Raw genomic sequence first — 25,615 nt, 5'->3', positions numbered from 1 at the left:
GCATGCAATTGCAACAACTACGTCATCAGTTAACCAATATTGACGCGTCCCGCCGGATAAGTGACACCCGCACCACGCGAATTGGCCAGGGTAAAGGCCAGTGTGAGCGGACCGACCCGCCCGACCAGCATCAGGACCATGATGACCCACTGCCCGCCAGTAGACAAAGTCGGGGTCACACCACGCGATAAGCCGGTAGTGGAAGCGGCTGATACGACTTCGAAGGCGAGATCCAGGAAGGTCGCATGTTCGGTCAGGGTCAACAGGAAGGTGCCGGTCACGACAAAGAACAGCGCGATGATGGTGATCGCCAGCGCACGCAGGGTCAGGCCGGCATCGATGCTGCGGCCAAATAGCACCGGATTGTGTTGCTGGCGCAGGAAGGCGCGCGTCGCCACCAGCAGGATGATAAAGGTCGTCAGTTTGATACCACCACCGGTGGAGCCACTGCCCGCACCAATGAACATCAGCGTCATCACAAAGAAGGCACTGCCCTGTGTCAGCATGCCGGTATCCATGGTCGTGAAACCGGCCGAGCGCGGTGCCACGGCCTGGAACCAGCTGGCCCACAACTTGGTACCCAGGCCATGCAGGCTGCCCAGGGTATCCGGATTACCGTATTCCAGCGCGAACAAGACCAGCATCGCCAACAGATTGATGAACAGGGTACCCACCAGCATCAACTTGGTATGCAAGGCCAATTCGCGGAAGCGCCGCTTGGCGCGCAAGTCTGCTATCACCGCAAAACCAATGCCGCCGGCGATGAACAGGAAAGTGATGACAATATTGATGAGCGGATTGCCTACATAATTCCCCAGGCTGTTTGCTTCCAATCCGAAACCGGCATTATTGAAGGCCGACACCGCATGGAAGAAGCTGAAGAACAAGCCGCGCGACCAACCCAGCTGCGGCACCCACTGTATCGCCAGCAACAGGGTGCCGAGCAATTCCATCGCGATGACGAAACCAAACAGCACACGCAATAGCGCCTGCATATCGAGTCGTCCGCTTTGATTCAGCGAATCCTGCAAGGCGGCACGATCGCGCAGGGTCAGGCGACCGCTGGTCAGATGGATGATGAGTACACCAAAGGTCAGCAAGCCTATACCGCCAAGCTGGATCAGGCCGAGCAAGACCCACAAGCCGAATTGTGTGAAGTGACTGCCGACATCAAGCACGGACAGGCCGGTGATGGTCGAGGCCGATACGGCTGTAAACAAAGCCTGCATCCAGCTGGTCGGTACATTGCTCGCCATCGGCAGCTTCAGCAAGAGCGTACCCACCAGCGATAAACCGACGAAAGACAGGATCAGGGCCTGCGGCGGCGTCAGGTGCAAGACCTGTCGCCTCACCTGGCGATAGACCAGCGGCGGACGAAACCCGCGTTTCATAAGTATGGAGACAGATTACGCAAATTATCGAGGGTGCCGACCATCACCAATTGATCGCCGACCCGGAACACGTAGTCATTCGCCGGCGGTGCCAGGATTTCCCGCTGGTGTTTGATCAGCAGCATTTGTACACCACGACTGCCCAGGCCCAGCGACTCTATGGTCTGGCCTACGAGTTTTTCCGAGGCGCGCACTTCCACCGTGAACAGGTCATGACCGAGGCTGATGTAGTCCAATACCTCCGGATACATCATGGCATGCGCCAGTCGCAAGCCCATTTCATGTTCCGGATGCACGATGTGATCGGCACCGAGCTTGTGCAGGATGCGATGATGATTGTGATTGAGTGCCTTGGCCCAGACTTCCGGTTTCGGCATATTCTTGACGGTGAGCGTCACCAGGATATTGGCTTCCAGGTCTTCACCGATTGCCACCACCACTGCATCGCTGTCATGTACGCCAAGGTCGCGCAACGTGTCTTCATTCCGCGCGTCCGCCACCACTGCCTGTGTAATATCGTCGGCAATCGCATTGACATGTTCCGGATCAAGATCGATACCGAGCACATCATTACCCAGTCGGGCCAGTTCGCGGGCGACGGTAGAGCCGAAGGCTCCCAATCCGATAACGGTAAATGTGCGTTTCATGATGGAAATTCAGCAAGGGATAATGGGCATTAGAACATAAGTAAATGCCCGCGGGCGCACTGTAAATCTTACAAACGTACTTATCTCATGCACGGCCCGCGGCACATCGGGGTTTGGCGATCGCCTGCGGCACAGTACAATACCAACAAAGCGATGCATTGCATCCTGCTGTACGACACCGATTCCAACATTAAATACGCCTGCCATGCAATTCCAGCACCTGATTGAAATCAACGATCCGCTCAACCCACTGATCGATACCCTGACACGCGATCAATTGTGGCGCGGCCTGGTGCTGCGCGCGGAAACCCCCAAGTTGTTTATCCCGTGGCTGGATGAATGCAAGCTCTTGTCGCGTACCGAAGATGCGATCTCGCGTACTTTGCGCTATGGCGAATTGCTGGTGCATGACCAGGTCAACCTGACCCCTTTGCAGCAGGTGCATTACGATGTGCCGGCACAAAAGGATATCCCCGCTTCCAGCCTGCTGATCACCATAGAAGAGCCGAATCCGGGTGCATTGTTTGTACGCTTTGAATACGATACCGGCACCAGCGATGACGATATGGATGCCTTCTACAATGAATTCCGCCGCTCGGCGTATCAGGAAGCGGATATCGATACGATACGCATCATCCGTCAGTTGGCGGAAGAAGGCCGGCTCGACCTGCCGGTCTGAACGATAGCCCACACAATAAAAAACGCCGGGCATGCCCGGCGTTTTCTTTTTTCAGTCGCAAAAATCAATCAGGTACTTTGATCGAATTTTTCACCGATTTGACACCGGCGGCTTTCTTCGCGGTTTCACCTGCCAGGTATTGCTGCCATTCGTTTTTCACGGTACCGGACAAAGTGACTGCGCCGTCTGTCGTTGCGGCTACCGAGATTTTGGTGCCTTTCAGCTCTGCTTCTTTAGCCAGCGAAGCTTCTACCGCACTTTGCAGTGCCGGGCTGGCCGCCGCTGCCGGAGCAGCCGCTGCGGCTGGTGCTGCAGCCGGCGCTGGCGCCGCTGCTGGTTTTGTATCTGTTGCAGTAGACGCGCAACCGGCCAGGAAAGCCGAAATGAATGCCAATGCGAAAGCGCGCTGAACGTATTTCATAGTGTCTCCTCTATGTGTCTTTGATTTGATTTTTGGTACTGCTATATGTGTGAAAGCCAAAGCTGCTCTCGGAAATGAGTATAGGCACAGCCCTTGCGAAAAAGGTAAGCCCCGGTGAGTTTTTTTTGAGCAGAATTGACTTTGGACAAGCCGGCCGCAATGCTTTATGTCGTTTGCCAGCAACAGCGCGGGGCAAGGCCCACCCTTTGCCTGCCTGCGCAGGTATTTCCGCGCATATTGCGGCGCAACAAAGCTCCGGCCTCAGTCTATGAAACCGGTACTCTGCAAACCCGTCAGTATCATATCGATCGCAATCGTCCCGATCAGCAAGGCCGACATACGACCGACCAGGTCGATATAACGATCCGTCATCGCCGCATGCCGCTCCTTGAGCTTGTCGTGCGCCACCTTCATCGCCACCAGTATGCTGACAGTCAAGACCAGGGTACCGACGATCACCACTGCCGCGCCCCCCAGGGGCAGGCGCGTACCTATCACCACCGCGGCACTCACGGTGCCGGGGCCTATCATGATAGGCATCGCGATACTGCCCGCCATCGCAGTCGGATTGTCACGCAGACTTTCTATCGCAGCCGCACCGGAAAACACATAGCGCAAACCGATCAGCAGGAAGACGATACCGCCAAAGATCTGGAAGGAAGCGAAACGTACTTGCAGATAATCGCGGAAGAAAGCTTCGCCACCCCAGGCGAACAGGACAAAGACACAAGCGCTGATCACGCTGCCGCGGATCAAGACACGCGCAAAGGTCGGCGTCGGCAAACCCCTGATCAGATCGAGCAGATAGATGCTCATCAGGAAGGGGTTGAACAAGGCAAAGAACAGCGCAAAAGAACGCAGGTAAGCTTCTTCCATAAGTCCTTTTTTATTAACCGGTTACGCTGCTCAACCTATCTGCAGCGCTTCCGGTTTGAGTTCTGCGACACCTTCACGTGCCGCGACAAATTCGGGACGCGGCGCCAGACCACCTTTCGGCTCGTCGAGCTGATTGGCAATGCTGTTATAGACAAAGAAGACATTGCTGCGCGGATAAGGCGTGATATTGCCATTCGAACCGTGCATGGTATTGCAGTCGAAAAAGACCACCGAACCCGCCTTGCCCGCACATGAAGTGATGCCACCCATATCGGCCAGGTAACGCAACAGGATGGGATCCGGCACGCCGACTTCCTGTTTCTTCAGCGACTTCTTGTAGTTCTCATCCGGCGTCTCGCCCATGCAGGACACATAGTGATGATGCGAGCCCGGGATCAGCATCAGTGGGCCATTGCACTCGCTGTTATCCGTCAACAGGATAGAACAGCTCAAGGCACGCATCGCCGGCATGCCGTCTTCGCTATGCCAGGTTTCAAAATCCGAATGCCAGTAAAACTCTTTACCGGTAAAGCCGGGCTTGTAATTGATGCGCGACTGGTGGATATACACTTCGCTGCCCAGGATTTCGCGTGCCACATTCAGTACACGCGGATCACGTACCAGGTTGGCGAAGATATCATTCAGGCGATGCACATTGAAGATGGAACGCACTTCACCGCTGCCGGGTTCAGCAATCACTTCCTTGCGGTCGGCATGCGTGAAATCTTCACGCATGGTTTGCATTGCATCGAACAGATAGGACACTTCTTCCTGGCTGAACAATTCCGGCATCAGCAGGAAACCATTCTTTTCATATGACGCCCGCTGCGCGGCATCCAGCGATGCCTTGCGTTTGCTGTCGTGTTCATAGACCACCGGGTCCTGGCGCGCCAGGATGCCGGCATTGTTTTGCGTACGCGTAGGGTAAGCATCTTGCGATAGCATGATCATCTTCTCCTCAACTTTCTACTGTGACTTTTTCAGTTTTGGCGGCAGCGATATTGCTGACCGGCTCAGGGACTAATTGATAGACGCCGTTTTCATCATGCGTCTCAGTGCCGGCCAGCGGCGGATTGAAAGTACAGATCAGGTGCAAATCCGTTTCTGCCCGCAGCCAATGTTCGTCATGCTTGTTCAGCGCATACAGGGTACCCGGCTCGATACGGAAGGTTTCGCCGGAAGGAATCAGCTCGACCGAGCCCACACCTTCCACGCAGTACACGCCTTCCAGATGGTGCTGGTACCAGATATGCGTTTGCGTCCCGGCGTAGATCACCGTGTGATGCATGGAGAATCCCATGCCATCTTCACGCAACAAGAGGCGACGGCTGGCCCAGGTCTTGGCTTTCACATCACGGCTGGTGTCGAGTATGTCTTTCAGTCTGCGTACGATCATACGGTCACCTCTTTATTCGACTCGACCTTGTCCTTGATCTTTTCATCGACGGCTTCGGCTACTGCATGTTCGAGGATGTCGAGTCCGGCCAGCATTGTTTCCTGCTCGATCGTCAGTGGCATCAGCAGCTTGACGACTTCATCTTCCCCGCCCGAGGTTTCGATAATCAAACCGTTCTGGAAGGCGATGCTGGTGATGCGATCAGCCAGCGCCGGATCGGCACAGGCGATACCTTGCATCATGCCGCGACCACGGCGCGTCAGTTCCGCATCCGGATAGCTGGCCACCAGCTTGTTCAGGAAGGCTTCGATGGCTTGCGCTTTCTTTTGGATAGACATCTGGAAGCGGTTGTCACTCCAGTAATGTTGCAAGGCTGCGGTGGCAGTGACGAAGGCCAGGTTATTGCCACGGAAAGTACCGTTGTGCTGGCCCGGCTTCCATACGTCCAGCTGCGGCTTCATCAACAGGACCGCCATCGGCAGGCCGAAACCGGACAGGGATTTCGACAGCGTAATGATGTCCGGCTTGATGCCGGCCGGTTCAAAGCTGAAGAAGGTACCGGTGCGACCGCAGCCCGCCTGGATGTCATCGACGATGAGCAGGATTTCATGACGCTGACACAGCTGTTCGAGTTTCTTCAGCCAGTTCAGGCCGGCGACATTCAAACCGCCCTCACCTTGTACGCATTCGACGATGATGGCTGCTGGCAAATCGACGCCGCTGCTCGGATCAACGATGAGTTTGTCCAGCATCGCTATCGTGTCGATATTCATGCCGAAGTAGCCGGAGTATGGCGCGCGATGCACGTCATTCAGCGACACACCGGCGGCGTCACGGAATTTGCGATTGCCGGTCAGTGCCAGCGAACCCAGCGATACGCCATGGAAACCATTGGTAAACGAAATCACCATCTGGCGACCGGTGACATTGCGTGCCAGCTTGATTGCCGCTTCCACTGCATTGGTACCGGTCGGGCCGGTGAACTGGATCTTGTACTGCATCTTGCGCGGCAGCAGCACGTGACTTTCGAAGGTCTGCAGGAAAGTTTTCTTGGCGCTGGTTGCCATGTCGAGACCATGCACAATGCCATCTTCCGACAGGTAATCGATGACGGCCTGCTTCATGATCGGATTGTTGTGACCATAGTTCAGCGTGCCGGCGCCGGCCAGGAAGTCTATGTAGCTGCGCCCGCCTTCATCGGTAAGCACTGCGTTTTGCGCTTTCGCAAATACGGTTGGGAATGAGCGGATGTAGCCGCGAACTTCTGATTCAAGTCGATTGAATATACGCATCATGTTTCTCCTGATGGTGGATGAGTGAAGTGATCCGGGGCAACGCAATTAAGCTGCGCGCAAACCCGGACCAAGTTGATACAGCCATTCTTCTTCGTGCCGGCCCGCGCCAAATTCGCTGGCAGCCAGATACGGCTGTGCCTGTATGTCGACGCCGTGGCGCCGGGCATAGCTTTCGAACAATTTGCGTGAGCCGATATTGCTGGGGCTGATGGTGGTTTCTATTTTTTGAAACCGGTAGGTAGCGGCACAACGTGCTACCAGTTGATCGAGCATGCGGGAGGCAACTTGGTGACCTTGCATGTCTGGTGCGACTGCGACCTGCCAGATAAACAACGTGTCCGGCTTGGCGGGTGGAATGTAGGCGGTGATCGCACCTACCATTTGATTTTCTGCTGTTGCCACGACACAGGTCGCGGCATGGTGTTCGCACAGCAGGATATAGGCGTAGCGGGAATTCAGATCCAGTGGAGGACAACGCTCTATCAAGTCATGCAGGGCGGCTCCATCGCAGCGTTCGGGCGGGCGCAGCACAATGTAATCGGCTGCGCTGGCTACTTGCGTGTTCATGCTTTCTCCTTTTTCGAGAAAAGCGATCCCCACAGCCAGGATTGGCCATAGTTACACTCGTCAGTTAAGGGAGATCAGGTTTGCGCGCGGAGCTTGCGATCAGTACTTCGCAAGCATCCTGCTACACAGGTTCGGCAGGTATTTTGGCTTCCAGCAAAGAGGCAAATTGTTCCAGCGTGACGATCAGGGCCTGGCGGTCGGTTTCGGGTAAAGCGCCCAGAAGGCTATCGAAACCGTTCGGTAAAGCCGACGGTGCGTTGGCAAGGACCTGTTGGCCCGCCTCGGTTACGGCGACAAATACATTGCGGCGATCACGCGTATCGCGCTCACGCTGCACCAAGCCTTTTTCTTCCAGCCGGTCGACTATGCCGACCACGGTACTGGGGCTGAGTTGGATGGCACGCCCGATGGATCTGAGCGTACTCGGCCCTAGTTCTGCAATTGCAAGAAGTGCCACAAGTTGTGGCGATGTGATGTTATGAGTGACTGCCAGGCGCTTTGAATGGTGCTCCACGCATTGCGCAATGCGACGAACGCTTTGCAAGATGCGAATCGAATCATTGACGGTAACAAGTTTGGCGATGTCATTCATGACCGCGAGTGTAGCGACACTTTTTCATTCTGTCGCGCAGCATCACGATAACCTCACATTTTCCTGTTTTTGATATCCCGGTTGCTTGATTAACAAGCCGTTATCTTACCCGCCAGATCAGTTGATGTCAAATCATTCGTATACGAACAATGTTGATAGGAATCATTATTTCAACGCAGCATTTCTATGTGCGGGATACCGTCTTCCATATAAATGTCGGAAACCGGGCGAAAACCGAAGGACCCGTAAAAGCCTTGCAAATGCTCTTGTGCCGAGATGCGGATCGCGCTGCCCGGATATAGTTGGGCAACACATCGCAAGCCTTCAGCCATTAAAAGCTTGCCCACACCGAGACCCCGCGCCGACTGTATCGTCAGGACGCGGCCGAGTGCAGCTTCAGCGTATTTGTCGCCCGGCGCAAAGCAGCGCAAATAGGCTTGCAACTGAGGTTTGCCGTCCACTTCGGCCCAGCCCAGCAAATGATGCGCGCGCTGGTCGGCACCATCAATATCCGGATACAGGCATTGCTGCTCAAGGACAAAGACATCCTGCCGTGCCTGCAACACCGCATACCAGTCGGCTCCGGCCAGTTGCTCGAATGTGGCCCATTGCCACTGCAGGACCGCCATTATTTTGCGCAGCCTTCCATGCCGCAAGCCTGCAGTTTCAAGTCTTCCGCGCGTTGCACGGTATGACGTTCGAGGCAGGAGTAATGCAGTAAGGGCCAGATCGAACCCGACTCTTCGCGCAAGCCGGTATTGGCCAGGCAATCCTTGTCGCGGAAGCTGATCCATGCACGTTGCGCATCACGCAAGCGCTGCTTGCCGACCGCATCCTGCTGCGCCATGAGTTTCTTGTATTGCTGGTTGAGCGTCTTGTCAGCCGTGGTGTAACGATGGCTGGCGCACATATTCATCGTGAGCTGATTCTTGTCGCAATCCTTCAGCGCTTCCTGCAGCAGTGCCTGGTCTTGCGCGAAGACATTGCCGCCGGCGATCAACAGCAGGCCGGCGAGTAAATGAGGCATGTTCATTTCTTGCTCCAGTAGCCGAATTCGGCTTCGTAACAACTGACGTCCAGTTCCGCGACCTTGTCCTGCATTGCCGACTGCGCATCGGCAATCGCCTGATTGTAAATGCAAGGCCCCAATTCCCGCACGCAATAGTCGAGCAAGAGTTTGGCTTTCAGGTCGCCTATGCTTTCATCCATATTCACATCAAAGTAACGCTGGATGGAGCCGATCAGGCGCTCTTCTACTTCGGGGCTGAGTTTGATAGTCATCTTGCTGCCTGTATAAATTAAATATCGACCGGATCAACTTCGAGTGACCAGCGCACGCGCGTCTTCATCTCACGCAAGGCAGCGATCCATACTTTCAGGAATGCCTGCAGCGCCGGACGCGATGTACATTCGACCAGCAATTGCGCACGGTCTACATTCGCTACGCGCGTCATCGTCATCGGGATCGGGTCATTCATTGTGATACCCGGGTAATCGACACAGACAATCGCGTCATGCAGGAAGTCCAGTGCGATCTTGATTTCCTTCGCTTCGGCGCGCAGTAAAGCCTGGTATATGAAAGGCGGGAAATGTGCCTGCTGCCGCTCTTCCAGCAGTTCCGTTGCGAAGGTGTCGTAGTCATGCGCGCGCACCGCTGCATACAAGGGATGCTGCGGATAACGCGTCTGTATCAGCACTTCGCTCGCACTGCCGCCTTCTTTTTGCGCGACCCGGCCGGCACGACCTGCCACCTGCATCAATTGCGCAAACAGGCGTTCGCTGGCGCGGTAATCATGTGAAAACAATGCAGTGTCCGGGTTCAGCACGCCGACCAGCGTCAGGTTCTGGAAGTCATGCCCCTTCGCTACCATTTGCGTGCCGATCAGGATATCGACTTCACCCCGGTGCACGGTATCGAAGGCTTCCTGCGCACTGCCCTTGCGCCGCGTCGAGTCGGCATCGATGCGCATGATGCGGGCTTCCGGAAAAATCAGTTGCAGGCTTTCTTCCACCCGTTGCGTGCCGCGCCCCAAAGGCTGCAAGTCGACGTTACCGCAGGTCGGGCAGGATTTGGGTATCCGTTGTTCGAAGCCACAGTGATGGCAGCGCAGGCGCTTGTCCAGTTTGTGCAGTACCAGGAAGGCGCTGCAACGCGTGCAGTTACTGATCCAGCCGCAGGAATCGCAGGCGATCACTGGCGCATAACCGCGACGGTTCAGGAACAGCAAGGATTGTTCGCCGCGCTCCATGCGCAATTTCAACGCAGCGATCAGTGTCGCACTGATCCCTTCTGTCATTTGTTCACGCGGCGCTTTACGCTCCAGGTCGATCAACCCGACCTTGGGTAAAACCGCATCCTTGACCGCCCGTTCGCGCAATTCCAGTTTGCGATAACGGCCGGATTGCGCGTGATGCCAGGTTTCCAGTGATGGCGTGGCGGAGCCCAGCACGATCGGGATACTTAATTGATGCGCCCGCCAGACTGCCAGGTCGCGCGCCGAATAGCGCAAACCCTCTTGCTGCTTATAAGAAGGATCGTGTTCTTCATCGACGATGATCAGTTTCAGCTGCGGCAGTGAAGACAGGATAGCCAGGCGTGTACCCAATATGATGCGCGCCTGCCCCAGATGCGCAGCCAGCCAGTGCGTCATGCGCTCGCCTTCGGCCAGCCCGCTATGCAGGGTGGCGACCATGACGCCGGGGAAACGCGCACGCACATTCGCTTCCAGTTGCGGCGTCAGGTTGATTTCCGGCACCAGGATCAGGATTTGCGCCGGGTTGTCATCTTCCTTGCTGTGCGCCAGGATCTGCGCTGCGGCCTGCAAATAGACCTCGGTCTTGCCGCTGCCGGTGACGCCATACAGTAATGTTGGCGCGAAACCACTGGCTGTAGCGATGGCGGCGGCGGCTTGCTGCTGCGCCTCGTTCAGCTGCGGCATTGCAATCGGTGTCGCATCGTGCACGGCATCCAGCTTGCCCAGTTTCTTGACCGCCTTATCCAGCGAAGTCGTTTTCAGCGCGCGCAGGTTTTTCGGCAGGCCCGGAATCGCCACCTCGCCCAAAGGACGCTGGTAGTAATCGGCGGCAAACGCGCACAGCGCAATCCATTCGGCTGACAGCGGTGCCAGTTGCGTGCGTACTGCAATGGCCGCCTTGAGCTTATCCAATGGAACATCCGTCGTGTCATGCACGGCCACCACCAGCCCGACCACTTCACGCCGACCGAAAGGCACCAAAGCCAGTTGGCCCGGCAAAGGACGTGCCGGCTCGGCTTCGGTCAAGACCCATAAATAGTCGAAACAGAAATCCAGCGGCGTGTCGAGGGCGACTTTAAGGATGCAGTGTTCCACGGACTTAATGTGTTACCTGAGAAAATGATCTAACTACCGGTTTCATAAGCGCTTTTTTAACTATCCACAGCTGCTGTGGATAACTTTGTGGATAAGAGCCTCTTGACAGGCGGAGAGGCCAGTACTGATGCGGCTTCCAATAGATTGCCTAAAAGCGAAGCATAAATAAAGCCGCTTAAAATCAATGACTTACAAATAGATGCTTTTTACTATGAATAAAAGTTCTAAATAAATGATGTTGCTATGCACAAGCATATTTTTGTGAATAAGTTTGCTGGCGGCACGTCAAAACCGATCTTTTGCGCCCTGTTTTTTGATGGCCGGAGCGGCTGCAACGCAGCTTGGATATCTCCGCCATAAAGTGGCATTTAAGATGTCGGATTTTATTGCATCTGCACAGGAACTTCATGTGCATCTTCAGAAAATTCTGTAACTCGCGGTTTCATAAACGATTTTCAAAAGTATCCACAAGCCTGTGGATAACTTTGTGAATAAACGTACGCATTCAAACGCATCCACGCAGCTTCCCACGACAAGCCTTGGCGCCCTTGTTTTCGCCTCGAAATTAAATCCTTTAAAATCAAAAGGATAGACACGCCTAGCCCGGGGAAGGCAAAAATTCAAATAGCAGCTATTCTCGTTACCGGCATGCACCGTTTTGTGAATAAGCTAGGAGAATTTTTGCTGGGAAACAAAGAAAAAATCCAGGCGGCGTGCATTTTGCACTCCTTCGAAGCAGAACTTTCTTTCTTGCAAGATCCAAGGACTTGTACTAAGTCACCAAATCAAACCTCATGTGAAATATCAACAAGTGCGCTAACTACCCGTTTCTTAAGCGCTTTTTTTTCTATCCACAAATCCTGTGGATAACTTTGTGGATAAGCACCCTGGATGGCGGGAAACGCCATGTCCCATGCGGGTTTCAATAAAATGCCAAAACAAAAAGCAAAATATTTATTCAATCAAATCAATGACTTATCAAAATCGATTTGTTACGAAATGTTAATGATGGGCCAAATCGACAAATGTGTGAGTAATCGCACATTCTGTGCATAAGCTGAAATGATGCGCGCCAAAACCGAGCATTTTTAGCGTCAGTTTCGGCGCTGAAGTCGTGAATTAGCGCGCCAGCGTGCCGGCACGAGCATTTATCACTTATGCAGCGGGCGGCTGAGTTCGTGTACCGCATCAACCAGCACGGTGACGGCTTCCGGCGGCGTGAATTGCGAAATGCCATGACCAAGATTGAATACGTGGCCGGAACTTGCACTGTGCTTGCCAAAGGATTCCAGCACTTTGGCTACTTCAGCACGGATCTGGTCCGGTTGCGCAAACAGGATGCTTGGATCCAGGTTGCCCTGCAAGGCCACGCGTTCGCCAACCTTGGCACGCGCCGCACCCAGGTTCACAGTCCAGTCGAGGCCGACCGCATCGGCACCGACCGCCGCGATTTCCTTGAGCCACAAACCGCCGCCCTTGGTAAAGACGATACTCGGGATACGCACACCGTCTTTTTCCGTTTTGACATGTTTCATCACTTCGCGCATGTAGTGCAACGAGAATTGCTGGTAAGCACCGTCTGCCAGCGCACCACCCCAGGTATCGAACATCATCACGGCCTGTGCGCCGGCGTCAATCTGGGCGTTCAGGTAAGCGGCGACTGTCAATGCATTCGTTTGCAGGATGTGGTGCATCAGGTCCGGGCGGTTGTACAACATCGCCTTGACGGTGCGGAAGTCGTCCGAACCACCACCTTCAACCATATAACAGGCCAGCGTCCACGGGCTGCCGGTAAAACCAATCAGCGGCACCCGACCCTTGAGCTCGGTACGGATTTGCGTCACCGCGTCAAAAACATACTGCAGTGAACCCAGTTCCGGCACTTTCAGCGCCTGCACGGCTTTTTCATCGCGCAAAGGACGCTCGAACTTCGGGCCTTCACCTTCAATGAAGTACAAACCCAGGCCCATCGCATCCGGTACCGTCAGGATGTCTGAAAACAGGATCGCGGCATCCAGCTGGTAACGATCCAGTGGCTGCAGGGTCACCTCGGTTGCATAATCAGGATTCTTGGCCAAACCGAGGAAAGAGCCGGCACGCGCACGGGTCGCGCGATACTCAGGCAGGTAACGACCGGCCTGGCGCATCAGCCATAAAGGTGTGTATTCGGTAGGTTGGCGCAGCAATGCGCGTAAGAAGGTGTCGTTCTGGAGCGGAGCAAATTGTGTAGGCATCAGACTTGTCATCACGGCATTAATTGAGCCGCTATTATCCCCCAAGAAACGCATGCCCGGACCTTCGATGCCACTCTGTCAGCAAATTCAAAGCAATACCTTAGTCCCCATGTCCTATATTCACCAACTTATCTGCGCGCTCCTCTTCTGCCAGCACGCGGATATAGTCGGCGAAGTCCTTATCCTCGCCGCGTAATAGTTGCGGCAACAGATAATAAAAATCTTCGCGGCGGCACCATTCGCGCATGTAATCATCCCATGAATGCCAGCGCCGCAAGGCAACGCCACGCATATGCGGTACATATGAAACGATATATGCCCGCTCGAATAATGCGATCAGCATTTCAAAGATGATCAAGGTACGTTCTTTTTGCTCATCACTCAGGTCACTGCGTGATGTCGCGCTACGCAATTGCAGGTCTGGATTATCCAGTACGATCTTCAGGAAATCGTTATAGGCATCCTGCAGCAATTGATATGCTTCTTCATCCTCTGAATCGCGCGCCTGGTGTTGCTCGAACACGAATAAAAAGATAGCAAACGGCAGCGCCAGCGTCGTGACGATATAACTGGCAACTTCCCAGAATCCGGGGTCGAGGAGAAAGCTCATGGTTGCGCAGGAAGGATAGTGGTGAACCAGTGTACCGCGAGTGCGATACATATCCACCATCCACGTTTACAATAGTTGCTCGGCATATCCAGACGGGGCATCGATGCAGCAACAACTTCAATGCGACATCCTCATCGTAGGCGGCGGCATCAATGGGGCCGGCATCGCGCGCGACGCCGCCGGTCGTGGCCTCTCGGTCGTATTGTGCGAAAAAGACGATCTGGCATCGCATACCTCTTCCGCCTCGACCAAGCTGATCCACGGTGGCCTGCGTTATCTGGAAAACTACGAATTCAGCCTGGTGCGCAAAGCACTGATAGAGCGCGAAATCCTGCTGCGCTCTGCACCGCACATCATGCATCCTTTGCGCTTCGTCATGCCGCACGATAAAGGACAGCGTCCGGCGTGGATGATACGCGCCGGCCTGTTCCTGTACGACCATCTGGCAAGACGTGAACTCTTACCGGGCTCGCACGGCATAGATTTACGCAAGCACAGTGCCGGGACGCCGTTGAAAGAAGAATTCAGCAAGGGCTTTGCGTATTCCGATGGCTGGGTCAACGATGCGCGCCTGGTCGTATTGAATGCTATTGCCGCTGCAGAAAAAGGCGCAAGCATACTCACGCGTACCGCATGCATCGCGGTCACACGCAACGCAGCAGAGTGGCAAGCCACTTTACGCAACAAGGACCATGAAGAAATTCAGGTAAACGCGAAATTGTTGATCAACGCCGCCGGCCCCTGGGCGGCAAGCTTCTTGCACGATACCGTACATGGCCGCACCGGCAAGAAGCTGCGCCTGATCAAAGGCAGCCATATCGTGGTCAGGAAATTATTCGATCATCCATATGCATACATCTTCCAGCATCCGGATGGACGCATCGTATTTGCGATTCCGTATGAACAGGACTTCACATTGATAGGCACCACCGATATCGACTATCACGGCGATACCGACAAGGTAAGCATTGATGCTGCCGAGATCGACTATCTGTGCGAACTGTCCAATCACTACTTCAAGCAGGCGATCAGTCCGGCTGATGTTGTGTGGTCCTATTCCGGCGTGCGTCCGCTGGTCGAAGATGAGACAGACGACGACAATGAAAAAGCCTCCGCCGTCACGCGTGATTACAAACTCGCTTTCGATACCGATGCGGCACCGCTACTCACCATCTTCGGCGGCAAGATCACCACCTTCCGCAAACTGGCGGAAGAAGCGGTCGACCTGATTGCACCGGTACTCGGCAATCACCACGCTGCATGGACTGCAAACGCCTGTCTGCCGGGCGGCGATATCTACGGTGCACAAGTCAGTAATCGTGCCGTGCTGGAATTCGACGACTATGTACATGAACTGCAAACGGAGTATGCTTGGCTACCGGCAGCGCTGGTCGAACGCTATGCCCGTGCCTATGGCACCCGCATCAAATTATTGCTCGCAGCGCGTACCGGCATTGCAGAGATGGGCGAACTGATAGCGCCCGGCTTGTATGCTGCGGAAGTGGAATACCTGACGCAGCATGAATGGGCAACCAGTACGGAAGATATCCTCTGGCGCCGCAGCAAACTCGGCCTGCACCTGGCCCACACGAATGAGTCTCGCAGGAAGCTGAATCACTGGCTGCACGATCTGGAACAACAGTAGACAGATTTAGTCGCACGCATCTTTAGATACATGAAATGCAGGGTGGACATATTGTCCACATTTAGACATGTTGCCGTACGGCAGTTAAAATCCCACCCTGCCAATTTTCCACAAGATGATTGCGCCCTTCGTACACCATGCCAATAAGGCATGCGTGTGTATCTGTTAATACCGTAAGAAAGAGCAAGCACATGAGCACCACTTCCGCCGAACTGCAGTTAGAAAAGATTTCCAGGTTCATAGGAGGAATCATGCGGGGGCGTGATCCGGACCTCGCTGATCATCTGCAGAGGCTGGACGCCAAGACCGCAGAATTTGGCCGTTATATTGGTCTCTCCGAAACAGAATCGAGTTTGTTGGGAATCGGGGGCGGTATACACGACATCGGCAAGCTATGTATCAACGAACAAGTGCTGAACAAACCTTCCCGACTGACTTCTGCCGAATTCTTTTTCATCAAGCAGCATCCGATGGCCGGTTATCAGTTGTTAGCACCATTGGAACTGGACACACGGGTTACCGATTGCGTGCTGCATCATCATGAAAATTTCGATGGCAGCGGTTATCCGCATGGACTGGCCGGAGAAAATATTCCACTATTCGCACGCATAGTCAGGATTTGGGATTCCTACGATGCAATTACGATGAATCGCCCGTATCACAAAGGACGCTCATCCGAAGAAGCACTGGCTATACTCGAAAAAGACAAGGCGCTGTACGATCCGGCACTGCTCGATTCCTTCACCAGCATGATGCGCCTGTCACCTTCCATCTAGTTCGCTTTCCGCACGGCCCTATTGGTCATGCTGCACCGTGTCATGTGATTACTCCCGCGCTGCTTATAATGTGGGCGGCGCTTCCAGTATTTTCCCGGGCGGCAATTCGCTGCCACTTGCTTTTTAACCAAAGGTAAAGGAGTGAAAAATGTCAGGATGGTTTGAACTCGATCACAGCAGCAATGGCCAGTATCGTTTTGTTCTCAAGGCAGGCAACGCGGAGACAATCTTGAGCAGCGAGACTTACACCAGCAAGGACGCGGCGGAGAACGGCATTGAATCGGTGCGGAAGAATGCCCCCCTCAATGAGCGCTATGACAAGGAAGTCTCGACCAATGGCAAACCCTACTTCAACCTGAAGGCCGGCAACCATCAAATCATCGGCACCAGCCAGATGTACTCCAGCGAACAGGCACGCGACGCCGGCATCGCTGCAGTGAAGGTCAATGGCACTACCGGCACAGTCAAAGATAAAACTGCCTGATCATGCAAAAAGCGGCGGAGTCTGCATCGCACACTCCGCCGCTCCCTGCACCCTTTTGCTGTCACTCAATGAGCGGCAGCATACGCATAGCGCTTACGCTGCTTTCAGGGTTTGCACATTGTCAGCCACCGCATCGATCGCAATCTTGCGTGGTTTCAGCGCTTCCGGAATTTCACGCGCCAGCTCAATATTCAACAGGCCGTTATCCAGTTTCGCACCGACGACATATACATGATCGGCCAGCTGGAAGCTATGCTCGAAGTTGCGCGCAGCGATACCACGGTGCAGGAAGTTGCGCGTGCTTTCGTCGCGCGCCTTGCGACCGGTAATCTTGAGCGTATCGCGCTCACTTTCAATTTCAATTTCAGAACGATCAAAGCCGGCTACCGCCATCGTGATGCGGTATTTGTTTTCACCCGTCAGCTCAATGTTGTAAGGCGGGTAGCTGGGTTGTGCGTCGCCACGCTGTGCATCGTCGAATAGCTGGGCCAGGCGATCGAAACCGATAGCGGAGCGATAAAGTGGGGAAAAGTCGTATGTACGCATGCTTATATCCTTTTAAAGTGAAGCGATATGATTAATGCGGACCTCGTTTGAGCATCCGCTGAGTCGGATATAAGCGCTACAAAACGAGTTTCAAGATCTTGAAAAATTGCACCGGCGCCCCGATGGCAAAGCAAATTTTTTCAAACTATTTTTGCCATGGCTGCAGCCCGGCCCTCATCCAAGTTCTCAAAAGCCTCAACTTCAAACTTCTTTACATGAAAAACCTTGCATTTGAGTACCGGATCGACGAAAATCCAAATGAGAATAATTGCTATTTACAGGCAAGTGCATCATCGAAATGATATGAAAATGAATATGTAATGGAAGCACGACCGAATAATCCGCAGCGTGCTTACTGGCTCAAGACCCTGCATCAATGGCACTGGATCAGTTCGGCATTGTGTTTGTTAGGCATGCTGCTATTCAGCGTGACCGGCATTACCTTGAACCATTCATCACAGATCGAAGCAAAACCCCAGGTTTCCACCCAGGAATTACAGCTGCCCGCAGCACTGCAAACGCAGTTGGCAAAAGCAAATACAACGGAGTCAGGCAAGGAAGGCGGCGCGCTGTCGCCCGAGTTGCAGGGCTGGATGAAAGACCGTTTATCGATCGACGTCAGCGGACGCGATATCGAGTGGTCGCCGGAAGAAGTCTATATCGCACTACCACGCCCGGGCGGCGATGCCTGGGTCCGTATAGATCGCAGCAGCGGTGCGGTTGAATATGAATCGACCAATCGCGGCTGGATTTCTTATTTGAATGATTTGCATAAAGGCCGCAATACCGGTGTGGCCTGGAGTTGGTTCATCGATATCTTCGCGGCGGCCTGCCTGATTTTTTCGATTACCGGTTTGTTTATCCTCAAGATGCATGCGACCAATCGCCCCAGCACCTGGCCTATCGTCGGCCTCGGCGTATTGATTCCATTCTTGCTGGCTATTTTGTTTATTCACTAATCCACTAAAAGCTTACTACGGGGTTTTATGCGAATTTCTTATTCCTTTATGCTGGGTGCCGCGCTCACCACACCGGCCTTTGCCGCAGACCTGAACGTCAAAGTCGAGATCCCTCGATTGACCGTTGCCGAATACCACAAGCCTTACGTCGCATTCTGGATCGAAGGCGCTGATCAAGCCTTCGTGCGCAACCTGGCGGTCTGGTATGACCTGAAGATGAAGAATAACGAAGGCACCAAATGGCTGAAAGACATGCGCCAATGGTGGCGCAAGAGCGGTCGTGATTTGCAGATGCCGGTAGACGGCCTGAGCGGCGCCACCCGCGCACCGGGTGAGCAAACCCTCAGCTTCAACGGTGCCAAATCCGGCCTGGATAAATTGCCTGCCGGTGAATACTCACTGGTAGTGGAAGCCGCACGTGAAGTCGGTGGTCGTGAATTGATACGCGTACCGTTCCAGTGGCCACCAAAATCCGTGCAAACCGCACAAGCCAAAGGCGAGCATGAGCTCGGCGCCGTTTCCATCGAACTGAAACCATAATATCCAAGGACATCACAATGAAAAAATCTCAGTTGTGGCGCGTCGCAGCGCTGGCCGTTTCCCTCTCCGTCGCCCTGCCTATGGCGGCGCACGCGCACCGTGCATGGATGCTGCCATCCGCTACCGTACTGTCCGGCAATGAACCCTGGGTAACCGTTGATGCAGCGATTTCCAATGACTTGTTCTACTTTGAACACAATCCATTGCGCCTGGACACGCTGGCCATCATCGCGCCGGACGGTAGCGCAGTACAAGCCGAGAACAAGGCGACCGGTAAATACCGCAGCACCTTCGACGTCAAGCTGTCGCAAAAAGGCACTTACAAGCTGACCATGGTGAATGACGGTTTAAGCGCAAGCTATAAGGTGGGTACCGAAAACAAACGCTGGCGCGGTACGGCGGAAACTTTCGCCAAGGAAGTACCGGCCGATGCACAAGACCTGAATGTGAGCCGCAACCAGAGCCGGATGGAAGTCTTCGTCAGCTCGGGCAAACCTTCTGACAATGTATTGAAACCGACAGGTGCAGGCCTGGAGCTGGTCCCTATCACCCATCCTAACGATTTGTTCGCGGGCGATACCAGCAACTTCCGCTTCCTGCTCGATGGCAAACCGGCTGCTGATATTGAAGTTACCGTGATCCCCGGCGGCATACGCTACCGCGACCAACTCGGCGAGATCAAGGTCAAAACCGACAAGGACGGCAAATTCAGTGTCAAATGGCCGACTCCAGGCATGTACTGGATGAGCGCCAACAACGGCGGCCCGCAAATGGGTCAAGGTGCAAATCGTGCACCACAGGCCGTCGGTACACTGGCCAAACCCATCCGTCGCGTCAGCTACACCGCGACCCTGGAAGTATTGCAACCGTAATTGACTGCGCTACCCTGCGCCCGTTGCCCATCATCGGCAACGGGCGTTTTTAATTTGATGGCTGCAAATTGCCAAACCTGATGCGACGCACACTAGTCCCGCTGATAGAAACCGCTCCTGAGTCGCCCGCACTCGGCGGCGTCGTGCACACACTGCATGGCCAGACGATGGGCACCAGCTGGTCAGTCAAACTGGTGGCAGAAGTAACCCGCCGCTTGCCGCCTCTGCGCGAGGCGATACAAAACCAGCTGGATACCGTGGTTGCGCAAATGAGCACCTGGGAAGCCGGCTCGAATTTGAGTCTTTACAATCAGGCAGCGGCCGATTCATGGCATACGCTACCCGATGAATTCTTCACGGTGCTGCAATACGCATTGGAAATCGCACGCGCCAGTGATGGTGCCTACGATCCTACGGCAGGAACATTGGTAAATGCCTGGGGCTTTGGCCCCGACAAACGTTATAACGAAATCGATTTCATTACGCCAACGCCCGAGCTGCTCGACCACGCCAGAAAGCAATGTGGCTGGCACCGCATAGCACTCGACAGCAACGCAAAACGTGTACATCAGCCCGGTGGCATCTACATGGATCTGTCGGCAATTGCCAAAGGCTACGGCGTCGATCAGGTCGCGCGCGAATTACTGCGTCTCGGCATAGACAGCTTCCTGGTCGAAGTCGGCGGCGAGTTGCGCGGTGCAGGCGTCAAGCCGGATGGACAACCGTGGTGGGTCGCACTTGAGCACCCACTACCGGATGCGCTGGCATCCGCCGCATCCAATACCGCTATCGGCATAGAAACCATCGCCGCCTTGTATGACTGGTCGGCAGCCACGTCCGGCGACTACCGCCGCTATTTTGAAAACGATGCAAGGCGTTATTCACACACCATCGATCCGCGCAGCGGCGAACCAATCCGACACGGGCTGGCTTCGGTAACCGTGCTGCACAGGGATTGCATGGCAGCGGATGCATGGTCAACCGCACTCGGCGTCATGGGTGCCGAGCAAGGACTGGCCTATGCGAATCAACATGATCTCGCCGCACTCTTCATCAATCGCAATAAAGATGGCTTTGAAGAGCACCTGAGTTCAGCACTGGTGGCCTTGCTGCAATGAACTGGAGCGAACAAACCCGCATCATCGTAGCGGCACTATTGGTGCTGGGTTACCTTGCCCTATGCGCCGGCATTTACTATTCCGAACGCCGCAAGCGACAACAGGCACTACGCGCTGCGGCCGCACTCAGGCCCGCGGCAGATGGTGCGCAACCGTGGCTGGTCGGGTATGCCAGCCAGACCGGCTCGGCCGAACAACTGGCATGGCAAACCGCACGCATGCTGCACACGGCCGGCGTACCAACACGGGTAGCCGCACTATCCGACATCAGCCTCGACGATTTGATGCAGACCGAACGTGCACTGTTCGTCGTCAGCACATATGGCGAGGGCGATCCGCCAGACAATGCATCGCTATTTGCCACCAAATTGATGAATGCAAAGCAAAGCCTGCCACACCTGCACTTCGGTGTATTGATGCTGGGCGACAGCCACTACGTACACTTTTGCGGTTTTGGCCAGACACTGACGACATGGCTACGGCGCAGCGGTGCACAGGCACTGTTCGCAAGCGTAGCCGCAGACAATGGCGATAACCAGGCCTTGCATACTTGGCAGCACCACCTGAGCCATCTTGCCGGCACGAACGACACTCCCGATTGGCAAGCACCCGCTTATCAACAGTGGCGTCTCGCTGCCCGTCATCGACTCAATCCTGACAGCGCCGGCGGCGCTACCTTCCACCTCGAACTGGAAGCACTGAACGACGAAGCAACATGGGAAGCCGGCGACCTGGTACAGGTACTTGCGCCGGCCGACCAGGAACGTCCACGTGAATACTCGGTTGCATCGATACCCGCAGATGGCCGCGTGCACTTATTGATCCGCCAGGAGCGACGCGCAGACGGCACGCTGGGTGTCGCCTCCGGCTGGCTGACCGAACAAGCGGCAGTCGGTGACACGGTAGATCTGCGTTTGCGCCCGCATAGCAATTTCCGCCTGGGTGACAATCAGCATCGTCCCCTGATTTTGATCGGCAATGGTACCGGCCTGGCTGGTTTGCGCAGTCACCTGAAGGCGCGTGCCGCGATTGGCATGCAAAGGAACTGGCTGGTTTTTGGTGAGCGCAATGCCGCCAATGATTTTTACTATCGCGATGAAATCGAGGCCTGGCAAAAACAGGGAACGCTGGAACGTGCCGACATCGTATTTTCCCGGGACCAGGCAGAACGCATCTACGTACAGGACAAGTTGCGTGAACAAGCCGAACAGGTACGTGCCTGGCTGGCGGCAGATGCGGCCATCTATGTATGCGGCAGCCTGGAAGGCATGGCTGGCGGTGTAGAAGCAAGCCTGACCGAAATCATCGGCAGCGCCGGGGTGGAGCAACTGATCCAGCAAGGTCGTTACCGGCGTGATGTGTACTAACTGAAACGGGTATTACACGATAGCCCACTGACGCAAGAGATTGTGATAATGCCCGGTGAGGCCAATGAGCTCTTCACTGTCACCCAGTCTGGCGCGCAACTTCTGGATATTCTGATCCAGTTCAAACAACAAGCCGCGCTTGCCATCATCCGCGACCATGCTTTGCACCCAAAAGAAGGAACTGATGCGCGCACCACGCGTCACCGGCTCCACCTGGTGCACGCTACTGGCCGGATAGAGAATCATATCGCCGGCAGGTAGTTTGACCGCATGTTCGCCATAGGTATCGGCAACTATCAACTCTCCTCCGTCATACTCTTCCGGCGCACTTAAAAACAAGGTACACGACAGGTCGGTACGCAGGCTTAGATTGCTACCGGGAATGCTGCGCACCGAACCGTCGATATGAAAACCGTAATGTTCCCCGCCTTCGTAGCGATTAAACAGCGGCGGCATATATCGCATCGGCAAAGCCGCCGAGACAAACAAGGGATGGTTTGCCAAGGCCTTGAGGATGGATTGCCCGACCTTTAATCCTGTCGGCGACAGCTCAGGCAATTGCCGGTTTCTTTTGACCTTTGCGCCTTGCGCGCCCACCGTGGCCTTGCCATCCACCCAATCTGCAGCCTCTATTGTTTTACGAATCTCTATTACCTGTGCTGCAGTCAGCACTTCCGGTATATGCAGCATCATAATGAACACTCCAATGAAAAGAGCCCCTCTGGTCGGAGGGGCTCGGCGATATGGTTTATCGCTTGAATCGGTATGGTTACATCAGAATTTCAGGTTTGCCGTCAGCAAGGCGTTGCGTTCCGCACCCGGTTGATAACGTGAACCGCCGCTGTTTATGCGCGAAATGTATTTTTTGTTGAATACGTTATTGATATTCAGCTGCAAGGACAAATTCTTGTTAACGTCATACGAAGCCATCGCATTTCCTACCCAGTAATCCGGCATGGTCCACAAATTGGTCGGTGTCTGGGTGACGTTGCTGCTGCGCGCCGCTGTATCCACATAACGCGCACCCCCGCCTATCGTGACCCCGTTCGGCAACTTGTAAGTCAACCAGGAAGTGAACGTCAGTTTGGGTGAGAAAACAATAACACCGCCTTCATTCGCCGGTGTGCCGCGCACGATCTTGGAATCCATATATGCAAGACCGGTAGTGATATTCAGATTGGGCGTGATCATCCCGACCAGGCCCAGCTCAACACCATCCACGCGACGCTTGCCAAGCTGGCTGTAGCTTGGCGGAGTGGCGCCGTCCGAGATTAGCTCCTTCTTGTTTTGACTGCGATAGATTGCAGCGGTCGCAGACACACGGTTGTCAAACAAATCCCATTTGGTACCTATTTCTATATTGCTGCCTTCCTGCGGATCGAGATTTGAACTCGCCTGATTATTTGAATTTGTTGACAGCTCGAAATTTGCGCCACCAGGTGGCTGGAATGAAGTAGACCAACCGGCATAAATACTACCGTTACTGGCCGGCTTGAAAACCGCCCCGAGCTTCCAGCTTAATAATGTGTCCGATAGCTGGCGATCGGGATCGGTATTCAAGGCCGTGCTTCCCCGTGGATGGCTTTTGGAGTCTGTTTTTGTTTTGAATTTTTCCCAACGAATCCCGGCATTCAACATCCAGCGGTCCGATAACTTCAAAGTATCGAATGCATACAAGGCCGTGGTAAATGTATTCCCATCCGTGTAAGCCCCCAATTGTTGTGGCATGCCCGCCGCGACATTGCTGTTTGGCGCATATAGATTCGCGGCTGGTAAGCCATCTGGCCTGGTAGCTACCTGGATTTTTTGTCTTTCATAGATGAACTCAACACCAGCGGATAAAGTATGTTTGATGGAGCCGGTAGCGAATTCGGTCGTCAGGTTGGTTTGGTTCGTTGCAATGTCATTGGTTTGTATCCGACCGCGCCGGGCTCTGGACATTGTGTATGACGATGGACTGGAGCCCGCGCTTGGTTCGGCCACAGTACCCATGCCGGTGACAACCAAATCCTGCTTCGAACGGCCGATGCGTGTCGTATTCCGCATCGTCGTCCCAGGTGCGATATCGTGCTCTATCTTCGCCGTTACCATATCGGTATTGATGTCGTTGCGGTCACCATTCAAACCATAGTAATTGCTCGGATTAACTGCCGGACCACGCAACCTACTGGTTCCATAGAAGTAACCGGGCATGCCAAAGGTGGGCACGCCACCATCCGGTATATTGTCCTGCTCCATATGCAAATAGCTGAGCGTCGTGCGTGTTGCAGTACCCAAGCCAAACGCAATTGACGGTGCAATACCGATACGCTTGTTGTTGACTACATTACGTCCGGGAACGTCGTAATCCTGCGCGAGGAAATTGAGTCGAAACGCCGAACCAGGTATGCCCAGGTCTAGCTTGCGATTCAAGTCTATTGTCGCCCGCTGACGATCATCGGTACCAATGATCACTGTCCCCGCAGTGATGTCTTTCAATTGCGGCGTTTTGGATACCATGTTGATATAACCGGACGAGGTGCCACGACCATTATCGGAACCGGAAGGTCCTTTCACTACTTCAATTTGCTCCAGGTTGAATGTATCGCGCGAGATGGCACCAAGATCGCGTACGCCGTCTATATAGATGCTCCCCGCGGTATCGAAGCCACGCATGAATATCGTGTCACCCGTTGATGTATTGCCACCTTCGCCCAGCTGGAAGGTAATGCCGGGCGTATTCGACAACGCTTCTTCCAGAGTCGTCGCGGCTTGCTGCTGCAAGAGTTCTTTCTTGATGACGGAAATGGTTTGCGGGGTATCGACCAAGGGCTGGGTAAATTTGGGCGATGCCACTGTATCAGCCTTGTAATTCTCTGCAGCGGTGCTTTGCACGGTGATTTGCGGCAAGGTGCCTGCTTTTTTTACAGCCTTGTCGTCTGTCTGTTGTGCATACGCCGCACCGGGTAATGCAATGAATGCCAATGCAACTGCTGCCGAACAATTTGAACGACGCGTAGCAGCATGTTTGCGGCTCTTGATATAGGCCATCTGTAATTCCTCCGAGTAGGTTGAAGACGCATGCTGGCTGGTCTGCAACCGAAAAATCGGAGGCACAAAGAATGGCTGGCGCTCGACTGAATGTATCCCAGACGCTCGCAGGAGTTGTCTTGAAACGATAGGGAGGAGGAGCTTTGGAGGGCGAATTGTGTTGAACCGGAAGCGATATCGCGACTAAACCCGGATAAGGCGCAGGGTGTTTATCCCCTGG

At 54.4% G+C, this 25,615-nt stretch carries 27 protein-coding genes; 9 read left to right on the top strand and 18 right to left on the bottom strand.

All coding sequences use genetic code 11. The features are described from left to right. Positions 1–29: 29 nt before the first annotated feature. Positions 30–1,391 (bottom strand): TrkH family potassium uptake protein, encoded by a 1,362-nt coding sequence (locus ACFQPC_RS12630; RefSeq protein WP_382272285.1) that lies wholly within the window; start codon positions 1,389–1,391, stop codon positions 30–32. After that, complete coding sequence (locus tag ACFQPC_RS12625) at positions 1,388–2,038, bottom strand: potassium channel family protein (RefSeq protein WP_382272284.1); 651 nt, start codon at positions 2,036–2,038, stop codon at positions 1,388–1,390. Before ACFQPC_RS12625 ends, ACFQPC_RS12630 begins: the two co-directional genes overlap by 4 nt. 205 nt (positions 2,039–2,243) lie before the next feature. Here ACFQPC_RS12625 and ACFQPC_RS12620 point away from each other — a divergent pair, with 205 nt between their 5' ends. After that, on the top strand, positions 2,244–2,717 hold the full coding sequence (locus ACFQPC_RS12620; protein ID WP_382272283.1) for an SRPBCC family protein: 474 nt from the start codon (positions 2,244–2,246) through the stop codon (positions 2,715–2,717). Positions 2,718–2,781: 64 nt separating this feature from the next. Here the strand turns inward: ACFQPC_RS12620 and ACFQPC_RS12615 are convergent, their stop codons facing one another. The 13 genes from ACFQPC_RS12615 to ACFQPC_RS12555 form a co-directional block, all read right to left on the bottom strand. Then, positions 2,782–3,138 carry a BON domain-containing protein gene (locus tag ACFQPC_RS12615; RefSeq protein ID WP_382272282.1) on the bottom strand — a complete coding sequence of 119 codons (357 nt, stop codon included), beginning with the start codon at positions 3,136–3,138 and terminating at the stop codon, positions 2,782–2,784. A gap of 261 nt (positions 3,139–3,399) precedes the next feature. Further along, on the bottom strand, positions 3,400–4,014 hold the full coding sequence (locus ACFQPC_RS12610) for a MarC family protein (protein WP_382272281.1): 615 nt from the start codon (positions 4,012–4,014) through the stop codon (positions 3,400–3,402). A 30-nt stretch (positions 4,015–4,044) separates the two neighbouring features. Beyond that, positions 4,045–4,965 carry an ectoine hydroxylase gene (gene thpD / locus ACFQPC_RS12605; RefSeq protein ID WP_382272280.1) on the bottom strand — a complete coding sequence of 307 codons (921 nt, stop codon included), beginning with the start codon at positions 4,963–4,965 and terminating at the stop codon, positions 4,045–4,047. Positions 4,966–4,972: 7 nt separating this feature from the next. Beyond that, complete coding sequence (locus ACFQPC_RS12600) at positions 4,973–5,410, bottom strand: ectoine synthase (protein WP_382272279.1); 438 nt, start codon at positions 5,408–5,410, stop codon at positions 4,973–4,975. Continuing rightward, positions 5,407–6,702, bottom strand: a complete 1,296-nt coding sequence (ectB, locus tag ACFQPC_RS12595) for a diaminobutyrate--2-oxoglutarate transaminase (protein WP_382272937.1) — start codon at positions 6,700–6,702, stop codon at positions 5,407–5,409. Before ectB ends, ACFQPC_RS12600 begins: the two co-directional genes overlap by 4 nt. Positions 6,703–6,750: 48 nt before the next feature. After that, positions 6,751–7,272 carry a diaminobutyrate acetyltransferase gene (gene ectA / locus ACFQPC_RS12590; RefSeq protein WP_382272278.1) on the bottom strand — a complete coding sequence of 174 codons (522 nt, stop codon included), beginning with the start codon at positions 7,270–7,272 and terminating at the stop codon, positions 6,751–6,753. Positions 7,273–7,393: 121 nt separating this feature from the next. After that, the gene (locus tag ACFQPC_RS12585; RefSeq protein ID WP_012081438.1) at positions 7,394–7,864 is read right to left on the bottom strand and encodes a MarR family winged helix-turn-helix transcriptional regulator; all 471 of its coding nucleotides are present in this window, start codon (positions 7,862–7,864) and stop codon (positions 7,394–7,396) included. Positions 7,865–8,034: 170 nt separating this feature from the next. Beyond that, entirely contained in the window at positions 8,035–8,493 is a 459-nt protein-coding gene (locus ACFQPC_RS12580) for a GNAT family N-acetyltransferase (RefSeq protein WP_382272277.1), read from the bottom strand. Next, a complete protein-coding gene (locus tag ACFQPC_RS12575; RefSeq protein WP_382272276.1) occupies positions 8,493–8,897 on the bottom strand; it encodes a lysozyme inhibitor LprI family protein in 405 nt (134 codons plus the stop codon). Before ACFQPC_RS12575 ends, ACFQPC_RS12580 begins: the two co-directional genes overlap by 1 nt. After that, entirely contained in the window at positions 8,894–9,145 is a 252-nt protein-coding gene (locus ACFQPC_RS12570) for a DUF2164 domain-containing protein (protein ID WP_012081441.1), read from the bottom strand. The genes ACFQPC_RS12575 and ACFQPC_RS12570 overlap by 4 nt, the downstream gene beginning before the upstream one ends. A 17-nt stretch (positions 9,146–9,162) precedes the next feature. Continuing rightward, entirely contained in the window at positions 9,163–11,214 is a 2,052-nt protein-coding gene (locus ACFQPC_RS12565; protein WP_382272275.1) for a primosomal protein N', read from the bottom strand. Between the two features lie 1,151 nt (positions 11,215–12,365). After that, a complete protein-coding gene (hemE, locus tag ACFQPC_RS12560; RefSeq protein ID WP_382272274.1) occupies positions 12,366–13,448 on the bottom strand; it encodes a uroporphyrinogen decarboxylase in 1,083 nt (360 codons plus the stop codon). 100 nt (positions 13,449–13,548) lie between these two features. After that, positions 13,549–14,058 carry a hypothetical protein gene (locus ACFQPC_RS12555; protein WP_382272273.1) on the bottom strand — a complete coding sequence of 170 codons (510 nt, stop codon included), beginning with the start codon at positions 14,056–14,058 and terminating at the stop codon, positions 13,549–13,551. A 103-nt stretch (positions 14,059–14,161) separates the two neighbouring features. Between ACFQPC_RS12555 and glpD the strand changes: the two genes are divergently transcribed. The 3 genes from glpD (at position 14,162) to ACFQPC_RS12540 (ending at position 16,963) form a co-directional block, all read left to right on the top strand. Beyond that, positions 14,162–15,703, top strand: coding sequence for a glycerol-3-phosphate dehydrogenase (glpD, locus tag ACFQPC_RS12550; protein ID WP_382272272.1), 1,542 nt, complete (start codon positions 14,162–14,164; stop codon positions 15,701–15,703). A 191-nt stretch (positions 15,704–15,894) separates the two neighbouring features. Then, positions 15,895–16,479, top strand: coding sequence for an HD-GYP domain-containing protein (locus tag ACFQPC_RS12545; RefSeq protein WP_382272271.1), 585 nt, complete (start codon positions 15,895–15,897; stop codon positions 16,477–16,479). 148 nt (positions 16,480–16,627) lie between these two features. After that, positions 16,628–16,963, top strand: a complete 336-nt coding sequence (locus ACFQPC_RS12540; RefSeq protein WP_382272270.1) for a YegP family protein — start codon at positions 16,628–16,630, stop codon at positions 16,961–16,963. A gap of 93 nt (positions 16,964–17,056) precedes the next feature. Here the strand turns inward: ACFQPC_RS12540 and ACFQPC_RS12535 are convergent, their stop codons facing one another. Next, positions 17,057–17,509: an Hsp20 family protein gene (locus ACFQPC_RS12535; RefSeq protein WP_382272269.1), complete on the bottom strand. Its 453-nt coding sequence runs from the start codon at positions 17,507–17,509 to the stop codon at positions 17,057–17,059. A 320-nt stretch (positions 17,510–17,829) separates the two neighbouring features. Between ACFQPC_RS12535 and ACFQPC_RS12530 the strand changes: the two genes are divergently transcribed. The 5 genes from ACFQPC_RS12530 to ACFQPC_RS12510 all read left to right on the top strand — a co-directional run bounded on the left by ACFQPC_RS12530 (position 17,830) and on the right by ACFQPC_RS12510 (position 22,365). Then, positions 17,830–18,468, top strand: a complete 639-nt coding sequence (locus ACFQPC_RS12530; RefSeq protein ID WP_382272268.1) for a PepSY-associated TM helix domain-containing protein — start codon at positions 17,830–17,832, stop codon at positions 18,466–18,468. A 27-nt stretch (positions 18,469–18,495) separates the two neighbouring features. Beyond that, entirely contained in the window at positions 18,496–19,008 is a 513-nt protein-coding gene (locus tag ACFQPC_RS12525; RefSeq protein WP_382272267.1) for a DUF2271 domain-containing protein, read from the top strand. Positions 19,009–19,025: 17 nt separating this feature from the next. Beyond that, on the top strand, positions 19,026–19,880 hold the full coding sequence (locus ACFQPC_RS12520; protein ID WP_382272266.1) for a DUF4198 domain-containing protein: 855 nt from the start codon (positions 19,026–19,028) through the stop codon (positions 19,878–19,880). Between the two features lie 80 nt (positions 19,881–19,960). Then, positions 19,961–20,998 (top strand): FAD:protein FMN transferase, encoded by a 1,038-nt coding sequence (locus ACFQPC_RS12515; RefSeq protein ID WP_382272265.1) that lies wholly within the window; start codon positions 19,961–19,963, stop codon positions 20,996–20,998. Continuing rightward, positions 20,995–22,365 (top strand): sulfite reductase subunit alpha, encoded by a 1,371-nt coding sequence (locus tag ACFQPC_RS12510; RefSeq protein ID WP_382272264.1) that lies wholly within the window; start codon positions 20,995–20,997, stop codon positions 22,363–22,365. The genes ACFQPC_RS12515 and ACFQPC_RS12510 overlap by 4 nt, the downstream gene beginning before the upstream one ends. 12 nt (positions 22,366–22,377) lie before the next feature. Here ACFQPC_RS12510 and ACFQPC_RS12505 read toward each other — a convergent pair whose 3' ends face one another. Both ACFQPC_RS12505 and ACFQPC_RS12500 read right to left on the bottom strand, forming a co-directional pair. After that, on the bottom strand, positions 22,378–23,058 hold the full coding sequence (locus tag ACFQPC_RS12505) for a Fe2+-dependent dioxygenase (RefSeq protein WP_382272263.1): 681 nt from the start codon (positions 23,056–23,058) through the stop codon (positions 22,378–22,380). An 81-nt stretch (positions 23,059–23,139) separates the two neighbouring features. Then, positions 23,140–25,395 (bottom strand): catecholate siderophore receptor Fiu, encoded by a 2,256-nt coding sequence (locus ACFQPC_RS12500; RefSeq protein WP_382272262.1) that lies wholly within the window; start codon positions 25,393–25,395, stop codon positions 23,140–23,142. Between the last annotated feature and the right edge of the window lie 220 nt (positions 25,396–25,615).

It is taken from the genome of Herminiimonas glaciei (assembly GCF_042664955.1).
Lineage (GTDB): Bacteria > Pseudomonadota > Gammaproteobacteria > Burkholderiales > Burkholderiaceae_D > Oxalicibacterium > Oxalicibacterium glaciei.
Note: the sequence above shows the minus strand (reverse complement) of the source record. Positions and strands in the feature narration are given on the sequence as shown.